General features: G+C 71.5%; 16 protein-coding genes. 6 read left to right on the top strand and 10 right to left on the bottom strand.

The annotated features are described in order from the left end of the window. Position 1 precedes the first annotated feature (1 nt). A complete protein-coding gene (locus M1L56_RS05125) occupies positions 2–775 on the bottom strand; it encodes a CoA transferase subunit A (protein WP_067947048.1) in 774 nt (257 codons plus the stop codon). 116 nt (positions 776–891) lie between these two features. Next, positions 892–1,638: a 3-hydroxybutyrate dehydrogenase gene (locus tag M1L56_RS05120; protein WP_067947050.1), complete on the bottom strand. Its 747-nt coding sequence runs from the start codon at positions 1,636–1,638 to the stop codon at positions 892–894. Between the two features lie 223 nt (positions 1,639–1,861). Between M1L56_RS05120 and M1L56_RS05115 the strand changes: the two genes are divergently transcribed. Together M1L56_RS05115 and M1L56_RS05110 are read left to right on the top strand one after the other, a co-directional pair. Beyond that, on the top strand, positions 1,862–3,046 hold the full coding sequence (locus M1L56_RS05115; RefSeq protein ID WP_067947052.1) for an acetyl-CoA C-acetyltransferase: 1,185 nt from the start codon (positions 1,862–1,864) through the stop codon (positions 3,044–3,046). 297 nt (positions 3,047–3,343) lie between these two features. Next, positions 3,344–4,417 carry a low temperature requirement protein A gene (locus M1L56_RS05110; protein WP_248598416.1) on the top strand — a complete coding sequence of 358 codons (1,074 nt, stop codon included), beginning with the start codon at positions 3,344–3,346 and terminating at the stop codon, positions 4,415–4,417. Here the strand turns inward: M1L56_RS05110 and M1L56_RS05105 are convergent, their stop codons facing one another. From M1L56_RS05105 to M1L56_RS05095, 3 genes are all read right to left on the bottom strand, one after another. After that, positions 4,418–5,743 carry a M50 family metallopeptidase gene (locus M1L56_RS05105; RefSeq protein ID WP_248598415.1) on the bottom strand — a complete coding sequence of 442 codons (1,326 nt, stop codon included), beginning with the start codon at positions 5,741–5,743 and terminating at the stop codon, positions 4,418–4,420. Between the two features lie 111 nt (positions 5,744–5,854). Then, a complete protein-coding gene (gene dxr / locus M1L56_RS05100) occupies positions 5,855–6,940 on the bottom strand; it encodes a 1-deoxy-D-xylulose-5-phosphate reductoisomerase (RefSeq protein WP_248598414.1) in 1,086 nt (361 codons plus the stop codon). 26 nt (positions 6,941–6,966) lie between these two features. Beyond that, positions 6,967–7,608, bottom strand: coding sequence for a hypothetical protein (locus M1L56_RS05095; RefSeq protein WP_248598413.1), 642 nt, complete (start codon positions 7,606–7,608; stop codon positions 6,967–6,969). Between the two features lie 85 nt (positions 7,609–7,693). Between M1L56_RS05095 and M1L56_RS05090 the strand changes: the two genes are divergently transcribed. Beyond that, positions 7,694–8,455 (top strand): lysophospholipid acyltransferase family protein, encoded by a 762-nt coding sequence (locus M1L56_RS05090; protein ID WP_374255953.1) that lies wholly within the window; start codon positions 7,694–7,696, stop codon positions 8,453–8,455. 46 nt (positions 8,456–8,501) lie between these two features. After that, positions 8,502–9,413 (top strand): hypothetical protein, encoded by a 912-nt coding sequence (locus tag M1L56_RS05085; RefSeq protein WP_248598412.1) that lies wholly within the window; start codon positions 8,502–8,504, stop codon positions 9,411–9,413. A 9-nt stretch (positions 9,414–9,422) separates the two neighbouring features. On the opposite strand, the gene M1L56_RS05080 is transcribed toward M1L56_RS05085, so the two are convergent. Next, complete coding sequence (locus tag M1L56_RS05080) at positions 9,423–9,908, bottom strand: OsmC family protein (protein WP_248598411.1); 486 nt, start codon at positions 9,906–9,908, stop codon at positions 9,423–9,425. A 95-nt stretch (positions 9,909–10,003) separates the two neighbouring features. Here M1L56_RS05080 and gabT point away from each other — a divergent pair, with 95 nt between their 5' ends. Both gabT and M1L56_RS05070 read left to right on the top strand, forming a co-directional pair. After that, a complete protein-coding gene (gene gabT / locus M1L56_RS05075; protein ID WP_248598410.1) occupies positions 10,004–11,392 on the top strand; it encodes a 4-aminobutyrate--2-oxoglutarate transaminase in 1,389 nt (462 codons plus the stop codon). A 2-nt stretch (positions 11,393–11,394) separates the two neighbouring features. Beyond that, positions 11,395–12,384 (top strand): asparaginase, encoded by a 990-nt coding sequence (locus M1L56_RS05070; RefSeq protein WP_157356746.1) that lies wholly within the window; start codon positions 11,395–11,397, stop codon positions 12,382–12,384. 109 nt (positions 12,385–12,493) lie between these two features. Here the strand turns inward: M1L56_RS05070 and M1L56_RS05065 are convergent, their stop codons facing one another. The 4 genes from M1L56_RS05065 to M1L56_RS05050 form a co-directional block, all read right to left on the bottom strand. Then, a complete protein-coding gene (locus M1L56_RS05065) occupies positions 12,494–13,279 on the bottom strand; it encodes an ABC transporter permease (RefSeq protein ID WP_248598430.1) in 786 nt (261 codons plus the stop codon). Positions 13,280–13,392: 113 nt separating this feature from the next. Beyond that, positions 13,393–14,304: an ABC transporter permease gene (locus M1L56_RS05060; RefSeq protein ID WP_248598409.1), complete on the bottom strand. Its 912-nt coding sequence runs from the start codon at positions 14,302–14,304 to the stop codon at positions 13,393–13,395. Positions 14,305–14,307: 3 nt separating this feature from the next. Then, positions 14,308–15,507: an ABC transporter ATP-binding protein gene (locus tag M1L56_RS05055; RefSeq protein ID WP_067947065.1), complete on the bottom strand. Its 1,200-nt coding sequence runs from the start codon at positions 15,505–15,507 to the stop codon at positions 14,308–14,310. Then, a complete protein-coding gene (locus M1L56_RS05050) occupies positions 15,507–16,736 on the bottom strand; it encodes a PotD/PotF family extracellular solute-binding protein (protein ID WP_248598408.1) in 1,230 nt (409 codons plus the stop codon). The genes M1L56_RS05055 and M1L56_RS05050 overlap by 1 nt, the downstream gene beginning before the upstream one ends. Between the last annotated feature and the right edge of the window lie 36 nt (positions 16,737–16,772).

Here is a 16,772-nt window from a genome sequence, read left to right as displayed (position 1 = left end):
GTCAGTTCCCCTCTCGCACGGTGCGGCGTTCGATGCGCTTCTCGATGTCGGCGCCGACCTCGACGACGCGGTCGACGAAGATGCCCGGCAGGTGCACGGCGTCGGGGTCGATCTCGCCGGGCTCGACGAGTTCCTCGACCTGGGCGATGCAGATCCGGCCGGCCATCGCGGCCAGCGGCGAGAAGTTCCGCGCCGACTTGTCGAACACGAGGTTGCCGTGCCGGTCGCCCTTCAGCGCGTGCACGAGCGCGAAGTCGGTGGTGATGGCCTCCTCGAGCACGAACTCGTGCTCCTCGCCGCGCACCGTGAACGTCTGCACGGGCTTCGGCTTCGACGCGACCGCGATCGAACCGTCGGCCCCGTACTTCTGCGGGAGTCCGCCCTCGGCGACCTGCGTGCCGACGCCGGTCTGCGTGTAGAACGCGGCGATGCCCGCGCCGCCCGCGCGGAGCTTCTCGGCGAGCGTGCCCTGCGGGGTGAGTTCGAGCTCGAGTTCGCCCGAGAGGTACTGCCGCTCGAACTCCTTGTTCTCGCCGACGTACGACGAGGTCATCTTCCGGATGAGTCCGGCGCCGAGGAGCACGCCGAGACCCCAGTCGTCGACGCCGCAGTTGTTCGAGACGACCGACAGGTCGCCGACCTTCCGCTCGAGGAGGGCCTGGATCAGCACCATGGGGATGCCGCAGAGCCCGAACCCGCCGACGGCGAGCGACGCGCCGTGCGGGATGTCGGCGACGGCCTCCTCGGCCGATCCGACGGTCTTGTCCAGTGTCATCGTGTGACCTCCTTGTCAGCGATTCGCGACCAGGGGGCGCCGGCATCCGTTCTGCGAACGCCGCGACCCGATCGCGAGGGTACAGGGCCGCGGGCCGGTCGGGCAGCCGCCGCGGCTCACCGAGCGCTCCAACCGCCGTCCATCGTGTAGCTCGCGCCCGTGACCATGCGGGCGTCGTCGCTCGCGAGCCAGCGCACGAGGCTCGCCACCTCGCCGGGCTCGACGAGCTGCTTGATCGCCGATTCGGTGAGCATGACCCGCTCGACGACGTCCTCCTCGGGGATGCCGTGCACCGCCGCCTGGTCGGCGATCTGCCGCTCGACGAGCGGGGTCCGCACGTACCCCGGATTCACGCAGTTCGAGGTGACGCCGTGGCGTCCGGCCTCGAGCGCGGTCGCCTTCGACAGGCCCTCGAGGCCGTGCTTGGCCGACACGTACGCGGACTTGTACGGCGACGCGCGGAGCCCGTGCACGCTCGAGACGTTGACGATCCGCCCGAACCCCCGCTCGTACATGGCCGGCAGCGCGGCGCGGATGAGCAGGAACGGCGCCTCGAGCATGACCCGCAGGAGCAGCGAGAACCGCTCCGGCTCGAACTGCTCGATGGGGCGAACGTGCTGCAGCCCCGCGTTGTTCACGAGGATGTCGACGTCGAGGGAGAGGTCCGCGAGCGCGGCGGTGTCGCCGAGGTCGACGGTCCAGGCCTCGCCGCCGAGCCGCGTTGCGACGGCCGCCGCGGCCTCGCCGTCGAGGTCGGCGATGATGACGTGGGCGCCGGCATCGGCGAGGGTCTCGGCGCAGGCGAGCCCGATGCCGCTCGCCCCGCCGGTCACGAGCGCGCGCCGTCCGGTCAGTGAGGTCATGCGTCTTCCGTTCCTCGGGGCAACCGCCGCGGCAGCCGCCGCTCCAGTGCGACTTCCGCCACCGTACCGATGTGCGTCCACGCAGAGTCAAGGCGGAGATTCGCAGTACGGATGTGCAGTCCTGTGCATCGTCGATCGGGGGCCTCGGCGGCCGCACGGCGGCGGCGGCGACCCTCCGCGGGCATAGACTCGAAGCATCCCGAGACGAAGGAGTCCACCCGACATGAGCTTCCCCGACGTCGTCATCGTCGCCGGCGCCCGCACCCCGTTCGGCCGCATCGCCGGCAGTCTCGGCACCCGCACCGCCGTCGAACTCGGCACCGTCGCCATCCGCGGCGCCCTCGAGAAGGCCGGCGTCTCCCCCGACGACGTCGACGCCGTCATCATGGGCCAGGTGCTCCAGGCGGGGGCCGGGCAGAATCCCGCGAAGCAGTCAGCGGTCGCCGCGGGCATCCCGTGGCGCGTGCCCGCGATGACCATCAACAAGGTCTGCCTCTCCGGTCTCGTCGCGGTGACGGATGCCGCGCGCATGATCCGACTCGGCGAGGCCGACGTCGTCGTCGCCGGCGGCCAGGAGTCGATGACCAACGCGCCCCACGTGCTGCCCGGCTCCCGGAAGGGCCACCTCTACGGATCGATCGAACTGCTCGACACCACCGCGCACGACGGGCTGACCGATGCCTTCGACCACGAGTCGATGGGCTCCTCGACCGAGCGCTTCAACGAACGCTACGGACTCGGGCGCGCCGAACAGGACGAGATCGCCGCGGCCTCCCACGTGCGCGCGGGCCGCGCCCAGGCCGACGGCCTCTTCGACGACGAGATCGTGCCCGTCGAGATCCCGCAGCGCAAGGGCGACCCCGTGGTCGTCACGACCGACGAGGGCGTCCGCCCCGACTCCACGCCCGAGACGCTCGCCAGGCTCCGCCCGGCGTTCGCCGAGGGCGGCGCCATCACCGCCGGCAACTCCTCGCCCATCTCCGACGGCGCGGCGGCCGTGGTCGTCGCGAGCCGCGCGTGGGCCGAGGAGCGCGGCCTGCCCTGGCTCGCCGTCGTGGGGGCCTCCGGTCAGGTCGCCGGTCCCGACAACTCCCTGCACTCGCAGCCGTCCAACGCGATCGCCGCTGCGCTCGACCGTGCCGGATGGTCGGCCGGCGACCTCGACCTCGTCGAGATCAACGAGGCGTTCGCGGCGGTGTCGCTGCAGTCGATGAAGGACCTCTCGCTCGACCACGAGAAGGTCAACGTCCACGGCGGCGCGATCGCCCTGGGGCACCCCATCGGCGCGTCCGGGGCCCGCCTCGCGCTCCACGCGGCGCTCGAACTGGCCCGCCGCGGCGACGGCCGGGCCGCCGTGGCGCTCTGCGGAGGCGGCGGCCAGGGCGAGGCGCTGCTGCTGTCCCGCTAGGTCCGTTCCGACCGGGTGACGCGTCCGCGTCGTCGCTGAGGCATGATGTCAGCACGACGCGGGCGCGCGCCTGCCCCGAGAGGGGTCGTATGAGCGAGACCACCACCGACGACGCCGGGCACGCGGCATCCGTGCCGGCACGGCTCGATCACCGCATCCGTCGCATGACCGGGCGCGACCCGGACGAGCCGCACCGCTCGGCCACGCCGCTCGAGCTGTTCTTCGACCTGGTCTTCGTCGCCGCGTTCGCCCAGGCCGGAAACCGAGACCGCGCACCTCCTCGAGCTCGGCCACGCCGTGCCCGCCGTGTTCGGGTTCGTGTTCGCGGTGTTCGCGATCTCGTGGGCGTGGATCAACTACGCGTGGCTCGCCTCGGCGTACGACAACGACGACGTCTTCTTCCGCGTCGCCACCATGGTCGTGATGATCGGCGTGATCCTGCTCGCGCTCGGCATTCCCGCCACCTTCGACTCGATCGACGCGGGCGGCGAACTCGAGAACACGACGGTCGTCATCGGCTACGTGATCATGCGCGTGGCCGTGCTCGCGCTCTGGCTCCGGGCGGCCCGCCACGACCCGGCGCATCGGCGCACCGCGATCCGGTACGCGGTGCTCATCGCCATCGCGCAGGCGGGCTGGATCGCACTGCTGATCGTCGACCCGCCGCTCGAGGGCGCCATCGTCGCCTGGGTCCTGCTCGTCGCCTTCGAGATGGCCGGGCCGATCATCGCCGAGCACGCCGGCACCGGCACCCCGTGGCACGCGCACCACATCGCCGAGCGGTACGGCCTGCTCGTGATCATCACGCTCGGCGAGGTCGTCCTCGGCACCATCCTCGCCATCAGCGCCGTGGTGGAGGAGCAGGGATGGGACCTCGAGGCGGTCCTCGTCACCGTGGGCGGCACGATGCTCGCGTTCGGCCTGTGGTGGGTGTACTTCATCATGCCGTCGGGCAGCGTGCTCGCACGCCACCGCGAACGCGGCTTCGTCTGGGGATACGGGCACATCGTGATCTTCGCCTCGATCGCGGCCACCGGGGCCGGGCTCCACGTCGCGGCCTACGTCATCGAGGGCGTGGCGCACATCGACGACACCGCCGCGCTGCTCACGGTCGTCGTCCCGGTGGCCGTGTTCTCGGTCGCGCTCTTCACGCGCTACAGCCTGCTGCTCCGGGAGTTCGACCCCTTCCACATCGGCCTGTTCGTCGCGAGCCTCGCCCCGCTCGCCGGCGCGGTCTGGGCCGTCGCCGCGGGGGCGAGCATGGGCACGGGCATCGTGCTCGCGGCGCTCTCGCCGGTGGTCGTCATCGTCGGCTACGAGACGGTCGGGCACCGCCACCAGGCGGACGCCCTCCGACGCTCGCTGGCCTGATCAGAGCACGCTGATGGGCTTGACGATGTCGGCGTAGATGAGCAGCGCGCTCATGCCGCCGAGCACGATCACCACCGCGAAGGTCAACGGCATGAGACGTGCGAGGTCGACGGGACCCGGATCGGGACGCCGGCGCAGCTTGGCCCATCCGCGGCGGATCGCCTCCCACAGGGCGCCCGCGATGTGCCCGCCGTCGAGCGGCAGCAGCGGGATCAGGTTGAACACGAACAGCGCCACGTTGAGCGAGGCGAGCAGGCCCACGAGGAAGGCCGCGCGCGAGGTCACGGGCACCTCGTCGAGGCTCGCGACCTCGCCGGCGACTCGACCCACGCCGACGACGCTGATCGGGCCGTTCGCGTCGCGCTCCTCGGGTCCGAACGCGGCCTCGGCGACGTCGACCATGCGCTGGGGCAGGTTCAGGATGATGTTCGCCACGCCCGTGATGTTCTCGCCGACGGTGGGCAGGATCGCCGTCGCGGGCTGCCGCACCGTCTCCGACGCCGGCCCGATGCCGATGAAGCCGACCTCGATCGTGACCGGCTCCCCCGCGTCATCCGTCACGACCTGACCGCGCTCGTCGGTGACGTACCGTTCGCTGAGCAGCGGCGTGACCTCGAGGGTCACCTCCTCGCCGTCGCGCAGCACGACCACGTCGATGGGCTGACCGGGGTGGTCGCGGATGATCGCGGTCGACTCCGTCCACGAGGCGATGGCGGTGCCGTCGACCGAGAGGAGCTCGTCGCCGGGCTGCAGGCCGGCCTCGGCGCCGGGAGCCTCGGGATCACCGGGTTCGCAGGTCTGCCGCTCGCTCGTGGCCGGGAGCGCGCACTCGGAGACCGAGCCGATGGTCGTGGACGGCTGTGCGACGCCGAACCCCATGAGCAGGATCGCGAACAGCACGATCGCGAGCAGGAGGTTCATCAGCGGGCCGCCGAACATCACGATGATCCGCTTCCACACCGGCAGCAGGTAGAACGCGCGGTGCTCGTCGCCCGGGGTGATCGACTCGGCGCTCGAGGCGCGCGCATCCTGCACCATGCCGCGGAGGAAGCTCGTACTCCCCTCGCCGGCCTGCTCGCCCTTGCCCGGCGGGAACATGCCGATCATCGCGATGTAGCCGCCGAGCGGGATCGCCTTGATTCCGTACTCGGTCTCGCCGCGCCGCTTCGACCAGATCGTCGGGCCGAAGCCGATCATGTACTGCGTCACCTTGACGCCGAAGAGCTTGGCGGGCACGAGGTGCCCGATCTCGTGCAGGCCGATGGAGACGGCGAGGCCGACGACGATGATCAGGACGCCGACGACGAAGGCGAGCACGGTTTCCACCCCGTCATCGTAGGGCCGGCGGCTCGGTGCGCGCTGTCCGTGCGCTGTGAGCGGATGCCTCGGGCGGACACCGGTCGCGTGGTCGCGCCGACGACCCGCGACGGGACGCGATCAGCGCCGCGCGATGCGCAGGTCGGCCTGACGTCGCGCGGTGCGCTCGGCCTCGGCGAGCGCGCCGACGCTGAGCTCGCCCGAGGATGCCTCGTGCGACTCGACCACGTCGCGGACGGTGTCGACGATGTCGGTGAAGCCGATGCGCCCGTCGTGGAAGGCCGCGACGGCCTGCTCGTTGGCGGCGTTGAAGACGGCCGGGTACTCGCCTCCCGCCCGGCCCACCTGCTTGGCGAGCCGCACGGCCGGGAACGCCGCCTCGTCGAGCGGCTCGAAGGTCCACTGCTGCGCCGTGGTCCAGTCGAGCGGTCGCCCGGCGGCCGCGACGCGGTGCGGCCAGTCGAGGCCGAGGGAGATCGGCAGCCGCATGTCGGGCGGCGACGCCTGCGCGATCGTCGAGCCGTCGATGAACTCGACCATCGAGTGCACGATCGACTGCGGGTGCACGACCACGTCGATGCGGTCGTAGTCGACGTCGAAGAGCAGGTGCGCCTCGATGACCTCGAGGCCCTTGTTCACGAGCGTGGCCGAGTTGGTCGTCACGACGAGCCCCATGTCCCACGTGGGGTGCGCGAGCGCGTCAGCGGGCGTCACGTCGCCGAGCTCGTCCCGCGTCCTCCCGCGGAAGGGCCCGCCCGACGCCGTGAGCACGAGCCGGCGCACCTCGTGGTCGGTGCCCGAGCGCAGCGCCTGCGCGATGGCGGAGTGCTCCGAGTCCACGGGCACGATCTGCCCGGGCGCGGCGAGCCGCGTCACCAGGTCGCCGCCGACGATGAGCGACTCCTTGTTCGCCAGGGCGAGCGTCATGCCGCGCTCGAGGGTCGCGATCGTCGGGCCGAGGCCCACCGATCCGGTGATGCCGTTCAGCACGACGTCGGCGTCGACGCTGCGCACGAGCTGCACGGCCTCCTCGACGCCGACCGCGGTGTGCTCCACGCCGAACTCCTCGGCCTGGCGCTCGAGCTCGGCGCGGTTGGAGCCGACGGCCAGCCCCACCACGTCGAAGCGGTTGGGGTTCGCGCGGATGACGTCGAGCGCCTGCGTGCCGATGGAACCCGTGGACCCGAGGATGATGACGCTGCGCACGCGACCACTCTAGGCCGGGGGTGCGCTCAGTCGCGCGGCAGCACGGCGACGGATGCCGCGACCCGTCCCGGCACGGCCACGTCGTGCAACCGCACCCCATCCCACCGCGACCCGAACTCCGGCAGGGTGCGCGTGATCCGTCCGATCCCGTCGTCGTGCACCGGGTCGGAGACCGCGAGGAGCGCGGGTTCGATGACGCCCACGTGGCCGACCGCCCGGAGCAGCGCCGACTTCCGCGCCCACAGCTGCGCGCGGACGAGCGGGCGCGCGACGGGATCGAGGTCGGCGAGGCGCTCCCGTTCCTCCGGGTGCAGCGCGGCCTCGTCCACGAGCGGCGCCGACGCGATGGTCGCCGGTTCGAGGCCCACCCCGAGCGGATGCCGCGTGCCGACGGCCGCGACGACGACGCTGCCGGCGATCCCGGCATCGGCGTACCAGCGCCCGCCGGCCGCGGTCGTGGGGTAGGCCACCGTCGGACTGCCGTGCCGTGCGCCGCACTCCGCGCAACCGTGGTCGAGTTCGATGTCGTCCGCGGGCACGTCGGCCGAGTCGGCGAGGTGGGCGCGGAGCACGGCCTCGACGGCGGGAGCCCGTCGACCGCCGACGACGACCACGGCGCTGGCGCCCGTGTCGCCCAGGGCGACGACGTCGTGCTCGGTGAGGTCCATGCGCCAATGATGGCGCACCTGCGGCGTGCGTCCGAGCACGCGGGATATTCCGCTGCGCGCATGGGCCGTGGCGTACCGTCGGACCGTGAGTGAGATCGAGGCCGACGCCGTTCCCGCCCCGCGGTCGAAGCCGGGCCCCGTCTACGGCATCGTCCGAGGCGTCCTCCGCCCGCTCGTCCGCCTCATCTACCGGCCGCGCATCACGGGCGCCGAGCTCGTGCCGAAGTCCGGACCCGTCATCCTCGCCTCCAACCACCTGTCCTTCGTCGACAGCGTGGTGATCCCGCTCGCCGCACCCCGCCCCGTGCAGTTCCTCGCCAAGTCGCATTACTTCACCGGCACGGGCGTGAAGGGCTGGCTGTCTCGCACCTTCTTCACGGCGATCGGCGCCGTGAGCGTCGAGCGCGGCGCGGGCGCGCAGGCGCAGGCGGCGCTCGACCAGGGGCGGCGGATCCTCGAGTCCGGCAGCGCGTTCGCGCTGTACCCGGAGGGAACGCGATCGCTCGACGGGCGCCTCTACCGCGGCCGAACGGGCGTGGCCTGGCTGGCCCTGACCACGGGTGCCCTCGTGGTCCCGGTGGGACTCGTCGGCACGCAGGAGATCCAGCCCGTGGGTTCCCGGATGCCGCGCGTGCGGCCGGTGCAGGTGCACTTCGGCGCGCCGATCGATGTCAGCCGCCACGGCGCGGCGACCTCGGGTCGCGCACGCCGCGCCGCGACGGACGAGATCATGGCCGCCATCCACGCCCTGACCGGACAGGAACTCGCCGAGGCCTACAACGAGGCCCCGCCGCAGGGCACGCTCGCGCGCCTCGCCGATCGCGTCGCACCGCGCGAGCGGGTCTGATCGCGCGTTCAGCCTTCGGGAAGCGCCCTTCGCTAGGGTCGTGCCGATGAGGACGAGGGTGCGCACGTGGATCGCCGCGATCGCGGCATCCGTCGCCCTCGTGCTCGCCGGGTGCGCGCCGCAGCCCGGGTTCGACCGCGGCGACGAGCCGTCCGAGCGCCGGATCCCCTCGGCCGATGCGTTCGACCCGGGCTTCATCGTGAGCGACGACGCGTTCTTCGACGGCCGGGCGATGGACGAGGGCGAGATCCAGGAGTTCCTCGAGGCGCGTGACTGCCGCCCCGTCGACGACGTGCCGTGCCTGGCCGACCACGTCGAACCGGTCGCGCCGGTGCCGGCCGTCGGGCCACGCCACTGCAAGGCCGTCGAGGGCGGCGACGCGGTGCCCGCGAGCCGGATCATCGCCGCGGTCGCGGAGGCCTGCGGCGTGAGCCCGCGCGTGCTGCTCGTGCTCCTGCAGAAGGAGCAGTCGCTGCTCACCCGTCCGAGCGCGTTCGGCTACGAGCGTGCGACCGGCTACGCGTGCCCCGACGACGCCGACTGCGATGCCCGCTACTTCGGCTTCTTCAACCAGGTCTACCGGGCGGGCTGGCAGTTCCGGCAGTACACCGCCGAGCCCGACCGGCAGTACCGGGTGGGTTCGGTCGAGGTCGGGTACCACCCGGATGCCGCGTGCGGGTCGAGCACCGTCCGCATCCGCAACCAGGCCACCGCGAACCTCTACAACTACACGCCGTACCAGCCGAACGCGGCGGTGCTCGCCGACCCGTCGGGCGGCGACGACTGCTCGGCGTACGGGAACCTCAACTTCTGGCGGCTCTGGCACCGCTGGTTCGGCGACCCGCAGGCCGAGCGGCTCCCGGCGTACTTCCCGCCCTGCTCGCGGCTGGTCGGCGGCTACACCTGCCCGCCGGCGGTGCCCCCGGTGCCGGACGCCGATCCGCGCGCGGCCGGCTGACCCGGCGGGTCAGTCGTCGGCCCCGCGCACGACGGCGACGGGCTCGTGGCGGACCGGGAAGTTCACCGACGCGGCGATGAAGCACTTCTCGGACGCCTCGTGGTGCAGCGCGTCGGCGAGTTCGCGCATGGACGGATCCGCGACCGTGACGCGGGGGCGCAGCACGGCCTCGACGAGGCGCCCGCCGCCCCGGCCGTCCTCCTGCATCGTCGCGGTCGCGGCATCCGAGTACGCGACGACGACCACGCCGCGATTGGTCGCGACGTGGAGGTACGAGAGCATGTGGCACTGGCTGAGCGCCGCGAGCACGAGCTCCTCGGGGTTCCAGCGGTCGCGGTCGCCGTGGAAGGCCCGGTCACTCGAGCCGGCGATCTCGTGCAGCTTGCCCTCGGCGCGCACCACGTGCTGCCGCCCGTAGGCGCGATACGACGCCGTGCCCTCGCCTCGATCGCCCTGCCACTCGAGTTCGATCGCGTACCGGTGCTCGCCGAGCATGAGGCCTCCTCCCGGCAGCGGATGCCGCCTCGACGTCGATTCTGCACGAGCCCGCCGACGGCCCGTCGGGTCGGCGGCGATAAGCTGGTCCGACCATGACTGACACCCAGATCCCCGTCGAGTCCCTCCCCGCCGAGTCGAGCGCGCAGGCCGCCGCCGTGCCGCAGGAGCGACGGGTCGTCACCGCCATCCCCGGCCCGAAGTCGCAGGAACTCCACGCCCGGCGCACCGCGGTCGTGTCCTCGGGCGTCTCGAGCGTGCTGCCCGTCTACATCGAGCGCGCGAACGGCGCGATCCTCGTCGACGTCGACGGCAACCGGTTCCTCGACTTCGGCGCCGGCATCGGCGTGACCACCGCCGGTCACACGCCCGCCAACGTGGTCGAGGCGATCACCGGGCAGGCGCGCGACGTGCTGCACACGCTCTTCACCATCACGCCGTACGAGGAGTACGTGCGCGTCGCCGAGCTGCTCGCCGAGCACACCCCCGGCGACTTCCCGAAGAAGACGGTGCTCGTGAACTCCGGTGCCGAGGCGGTCGAGAACGGCGTGAAGATCGCCCGCAAGCACACCGGCCGCCGTGCCGTGGCCGTGCTCGACCACGCCTACCACGGCCGCACGAACCTCACGATGGCCATGAACTACAAGGCCATGCCGTACGCGACCGGCTTCGGTCCGCTCGCGGGAGACGTCTACCACGCGCCGAGCTCCTACCCCTTCCGCGACGGGCTCTCGGGCGAGGAGGCGGCCAAGCGCACCATCGGCTACCTCGAGAAGGTCGTCGGCGCCACCGACCTGGCCTGCCTCGTCGTCGAGCCGATCCAGGGCGAGGGCGGCTTCATGGTCTACGCCGACGGGTTCCTCCCGGCGCTGCAGGAGTGGTGCACGGCGAACGGCGTCGTGATGATCGCCGACGAGATCCAGTCGGGCATGGCCCGGACGGGCCGCTACTACGCCGCCGAGCACTTCGGCTGGGTGCCCGACCTGGTGCTCACCGCGAAGGGCATCGCCGCGGGCATGCCGCTCGCCGCCGTCACCGGTCGCGCCGAGATCATGGATGCGTCGCAGCCCGGCGGGCTCGGCGGCACCTTCGGCGGCAACCCGGTGGCGTGCGCCGCCGCGGTCGCCGTCTTCGAGGCGATCGAGCAGGAGGACCTGCTCGCCGAGGGCCGCCGCATCGAGGCGACCCTGACCGCCGGGCTCGAGCGGCTGCGCGAGAAGTACGACGTGATCGGCGACATCCGCGGCCGCGGGGCGATGATCGCGATCGAGCTCGTGAAGCCGGGCACGGCCGAGACGACGAAGGAGCCGAACCCCGAGGCGGTGTCGGCGCTCGTCGCGCACGCCGCCCAGCAGGGCGTGCTGTTCCTCAGCGCCGGCACGTGGGGCAACGTCCTCCGCTTCCTCCCGAGCCTGCGCATGACCGACGAGCTCATCGCCGACGCGCTCGGCGTGCTCGACGACGCGTTCGCGACCCTCGCCTGAACGTGGAGGGCACCTTCCGCGCCTCCGATGCCGTCGAGCTCGCCGTGGTCGAGCGGGGCGGCTTCGCCGAGTCCCGCCACGTCGGCTCGGCGATCGTGCTCGCGCCCGACGGCGAGGTGGTCCGCACGCTCGGCGATGTGCGGACGCCGATCCTCCCCCGCTCGAGCATGAAGCCGTTCCAGGCCGTCGCCGCGATGACCTCGGGCGTGAGCCTCCGCGGCGAGGATGCGGCCATCGCGACCGCGAGCCATACCGGCACCGCGCGCCACGTCGCGCTCGTCCGTGCGCTGCTCGCGCGGGCCGCCCTGCCCGCGTCCGCGCTCCGCTGCCCCGCCGAGTACCCCACCGACCGCGAGGCGCGCGACGAGCTCGTGCGGCAGGGGCTGCGGCCCGAGTCCATCACGATGAACTGCTCGGGCAAGCACGCCGCGATGCTGCTCGCCTGCCACGCCAACGAGTGGCCCCTCGACGGGTACCTCGACCTCGACCACCCCCTGCAGAAGCGGGTGCTCGACGTGGTCGAGCGGCTCACCGGCGAGCGTCCCGCCGCCACGGTGATCGACGGCTGCGGCGCACCCGTGCACGCCCTCAGCCTCACCGCCCTCGCCCGTGGGATCCAGAAGATCACCACATCGTCGACCTCCTCGCCGTTCGCGCTGTTCCGCGAGGCGGCGGCGCTCACGGAGGCGGTCCGCGCCAACGGCTGGGCCGTCGCCGGCCCGGGCCGCACCGACACCGTCGCGATCGAACGGCTCGGCGTCTTCGCCAAGTTCGGCGCCGAGGGCGTCCAGGTCATGACCGCCCCCGACGGCACCACGGTCGCACTCAAGATCCTCGACGGCTCCCCGCGCGCCCTCGCGATCGTCGCCGCGCGCCTGCTCGCCGCCGCGGGAGCGCTCGAGGCGTCGGCCGTCGACGCGGCCGAGCCCGCCCTCGGCCTCGAGGTCCTCGGCGGCGGCGCCGTGGTCGGCCGGATCCGCGCGACGGTCTGAATCGGCGCCGGCGAACCGGACCCCCGCACGCAGCCGACGCCTGGACGACCGAGCGGATGCCGCGCCCTGCTCGGGTCGCGGCATCCGCTCGTCGCTGCGTCGGAGCGGGTCAGCCCGCGGCGTTCGCCAATCGCTTGGCGCGTGCCGCGCGGGATACCTGCGCGATGATCACGATCGCCAGCGCGAGGATGAACACCGCCGACGCGATCACGTTCGCCTCGGCGGGGATCCCGCGCGAAGCGGAGATGTACACGTACTTCGGGAACGTCGTCACCGAACCCGAGTTGAAGTTCGTGATGATGAAGTCGTCGAAGCTCAGGGCGAACGCGAGCAGCGCCGCCGCCATGATGCCCGGCACGAGCAGCGGGAACGTCACGCGCCAGAACACCGCGCGCGGCGAGCCGTAGAGGTCGCGGCCCGCCTCCTCGAGCGCCGGGTCGAGGCTCGCCACGCGCGCCTTCACCGTCACGACCACGAAGCTGATGCAGAACATCGTGTGGGCCAGGATGATCGTCAGCATGTCCTTGGGCACGCCGACCGCGAGGAACTGCGCGGCGAGCCCCGCGCCCAGCACGACCTCGGGCGTCGCCATCGGCAGGAACAGCAGGAGGCTGATGGCCGAGCGCGCCCGGAAGCGGTAGCGGACCAGTGCGATCGCGATCATCGTGCCGAGCGTCGTCGCGGCGACCGTCGAGACGAGCGCGATGACGATGCTGTTGCCGAAGGCCTCGCAGACCGCGCCGCCCTCGACGTTGCAGACGTTCAGCCACTTGTCGAAGGTGAACCCGCGCCACGAGATGTTCGACTTGATCGAGTCGTTGAACGAGAAGACGAACGTGTACGCGATCGGGATGAGCAGGAACACGAACGCGATGGTCACGTAGACGGGCAGCAGCCAGTCGCCGAGTCCGACGCGCCGGCGGCGCGGCGTCTGCGGCGGTCGCCGCTGCTCGAGTTCCTCGCTGCCGGCCAGTCCGCCGAGGACCGCCCCGGCCTGTGCTTCGCCGCTCACAGCAGGTCCTCCGTTCCGGATCGCTTCACGTAGACGCCGACGAGCACGAGGATCGCCGCCATCAGGATGATCGACAGCGCTGCGGCCGCCGGGTAGTTGAGCAGCACGAGGAAGTTCGCCTCGATGACGTTGCCCATCATCTGCGTGTCGGGCCCGCCGAGGAAGTCGCGGCTGGCGTTCACGTAGTCGCCCGCAGCGGGGATGAAGGTGAGCAGCGTGCCGGCCACGATGCCGGGCATCGACAGCGGGACCGTCACCTTGCGGAAGACGGTGACCGGGTTCGCGTACAGGTCGCTGCCCGCCTCGAGGTACCGGGTGTCGAGACGCTCGAGCGTGGTGTACAGCGGGAGCGTCATGAACGGGATGAAGTTGTAGGTCAGGCCGAAGATGACCGCGAACGGCGTGCCGGTGAAGTACGCGTCGGGCGCCAGCAGGGAGAGTGCCTTCAGCGACGTGATGATGATCGACTCGTCGGACAGGATCTGCTTCCACGCGAGCGTGCGGAGCAGGAAGCTGATGAAGAACGGAGCGATCACGAGCACGAGCAGCAGGCTCTGCAGCAGCGGGCGGCGCCGCGCCTTGACGCCGATGAAGTAGGCGATCGGGTAGCTGATCACCAGGGCGAGCACCGTCGCCGCGAGGGCGTAGCCGAACGAGCGCAGGATGTGCGGCCAGTAGGCGTTGACGACGTCGACGTAGTTCTGCCAGTTGAACGCGTAGTCGTACATGCCGATGTCGCCGAACTCCGACGGCGCCTGCAGCGACGTCAGCAGCAGCGAGATCAGCGGCGTGAGGAAGAACAGGACGAGGTAGAGGATGCCGGGCAGGAGCAGGAGCAGCGCGATGCGGCTCCGCTTTCGGGGTGCCTGCGGCTGCGCCTCCGTCGTCGCGAATGCTGCGAAGGCCATGGATCAGCTGCCCTCGAGCTCCGAGATGAGTGCCTCGCGCCGCTGCACCGCGATCGACCGGGTGTCGTCATCGGCCGGGAACCGGTCGGACTCCTCCGGCTCGTCGGCGAGGCCGAAGCCGTGCTCGACCTGCCAGCTGACCCACACCTCGTCGCCCTCGTGCGCGACGGGACCGAACCCGACGTTCTGCGCGAAGACCGACAGCGTGCCGGCGCCGGGGACGGCGACGATGTACTCCGTGCTGACGCCCGCGAAGGAGACGTCGATGACCCGGCCCGGGCCGAGCACGTTCCGGGTGGATGCGGCATCCGGCGCCTCGAGGTGGAGCGCGACCTTCTCGGGTCGCACGCCGACGGTCACGAGACCCTGGTGGCGTTGGGCCCGGGCGACCGGCACCGTGATGCGGTGCCCCGCGACGTCGACCGAGAGCGCCTCGCTCGTGGTGCCCACGACGTCGCCGGTGAACAGGTTCGACTTGCCGAGGAAGTTCGCGACGAAGGCGGTGCGCGGCAGCTCGTAGAGCTCCTCGGGCGCGCCCATCTGCTCGATCGCGCCCTTGTTCATCACGGCAACGGTGTCGGCCATGGTCATGGCCTCCTCCTGGTCGTGCGTGACGTGGAGGAAGGTCAGGCCGACCTCCTCCTGGATCGTCTTGAGCTCGAGCTGCATCTGCCGACGCAGCTTGAGGTCGAGCGCTCCGAGCGGCTCGTCGAGCAGCAGCAGGGCGGGACGGTTGACGATCGCGCGGGCGAGGGCGACGCGCTGCTGCTGGCCGCCGGAGAGCTGGGCGGGACGCCGCTGCGCGAGGTGGTCGAGCTCGACCAGCTTCAGCGCCTCGTGCGCCTTGCCCATCGGGTCGTCCATACGGCGACGCTTCAGCCCGAACGCGACGTTCTCGATGATCGACATGTGCGGGAACAGGGCGTAGCTCTGGAACACCGTGTTCACCGGGCGCTGGTGCGCCTTGGTGTCGGTGACGTCCCTGCCGCCGATCAGGATGCGGCCCTGCGTGGGCTCCTCGAGCCCGGCGACGAGCCGCAGGGTCGTCGTCTTGCCGCAGCCGGACGGACCGAGCAGGGCGAAGAAGGACCCGGCGGGGATCGTGAGGTCGAGCTCCTCGATGGCGGTGAATCCCGGGAAGCGCTTCTGGATGCCGACCAGCTCGAGGTCGGCGCCGCGCTCGGCGAACTCGCGACCCGACATCACGACCCCAGCAGGATCTGCTGGAACTGCGCCTGGTACTTCTGCTCCTCGGCGCCCGACAGCGCGCGGAAGATGTACGCGTTGGAGAGGGTCTCATCGTTCGGGAAGATGAGCTGGTTCTCGGCGAGTTCGGGGTCGATGGCCGCTGCGGCCTCCTGCGCGCCCACGACGGGCGTGATGTAGTTCACCCATGCCGCGACCTCGGCGGCGACCGCGGGGTCGTAGTAGTAGTTGATGAGCGTCTCGGCGTTCGTCTTGCGGGGCGAGCCGACGGGGATGAGGAAGTTGTCGTTCCAGAGGGTGCCGCCCGCATCGGGGATGGCGAACTGCCACTTGTCGCCCGCCTCGGCGTTCAGGACGGTGATGTCGCCCGACCAGCAGATCGCCGCGAGCGTGTCCTCGCTCTTCAGGTCCTCCAGGTAGGAGTTGCCCTTGATGTTGCGGATCTGCCCGTTGGCGACCTGCTCGTCGAGGGTCTCGATGGCCGCCTCGAACTCGGCGTCCCCCCAGTCGCCCGAGATGTCCACGCCGTTCTGCAGCATGATCAGGCCCATGGTGTCGCGCATCTCGGAGAGGACGCCGACGCGCCCCTTCAGGTCGGCGCTCCAGAGGTCCTGGACCTCGCGGAGCCCGCCCGGCACCTTCTCGGTGTTCCAACAGATGCCCGCGAACCCGCCCTGCCACGGCAGCGAGTGCTTCCGGCCCTCGTCGAAGTCGGGGTTCTGCAGCGCCGGAGTCAGGTTCGCGATGTTCGGGATGTTGTCGTGGTCGAGCTCCTGCGTGTAGCCGAGGCGGATCCAGCGCGAGACCATCCAGTCGGTGAGGCAGACGGTGTCGGCGCCGATGTCCTGGCCGAGCGCGAGCTGGTCCTTGACCTTGCCGTAGTACGTGTTGTTGTCGTCGACCGCGACCTCGTAGTTGACGGAGATCCCGGTCTCCTCCTCGAAGCGGTCGAGGGTCGGGTAGTTGCCCGCATCGTCCTCGTCGATGTAGGCGGCCCAGTTGGCCCAGTTGAGCGTCTTGTCGCTGTCGGAGCGGTCGGCGGCCGCGGTGGGGCGGGCCTGGCCGCCGCCCGTGGAGCACGCGGCGAGCGCGAGCGCGGACGCGCCGGCGGCGCCGCCCGCGAGCAGCGTGCGACGTGTGAGCTGCGCCTGCCGGGCCTGGGCGATCAGAGCGCGGACGACTGGGTCCTGGGGAAGGGGTCGGCTGGTCACGCGGGGGCTCCTCATCGGCTTCGATGTTCGTGCAGGGGTGCGAAGATGATG

It is taken from the genome of Agromyces sp. C10 (assembly GCF_023217995.1).
GTDB lineage: Bacteria > Actinomycetota > Actinomycetes > Actinomycetales > Microbacteriaceae > Agromyces > Agromyces indicus.
The sequence above is the reverse complement of the archived record's forward strand: the minus strand, read 5'-3'. Positions and strand labels throughout refer to the sequence as shown.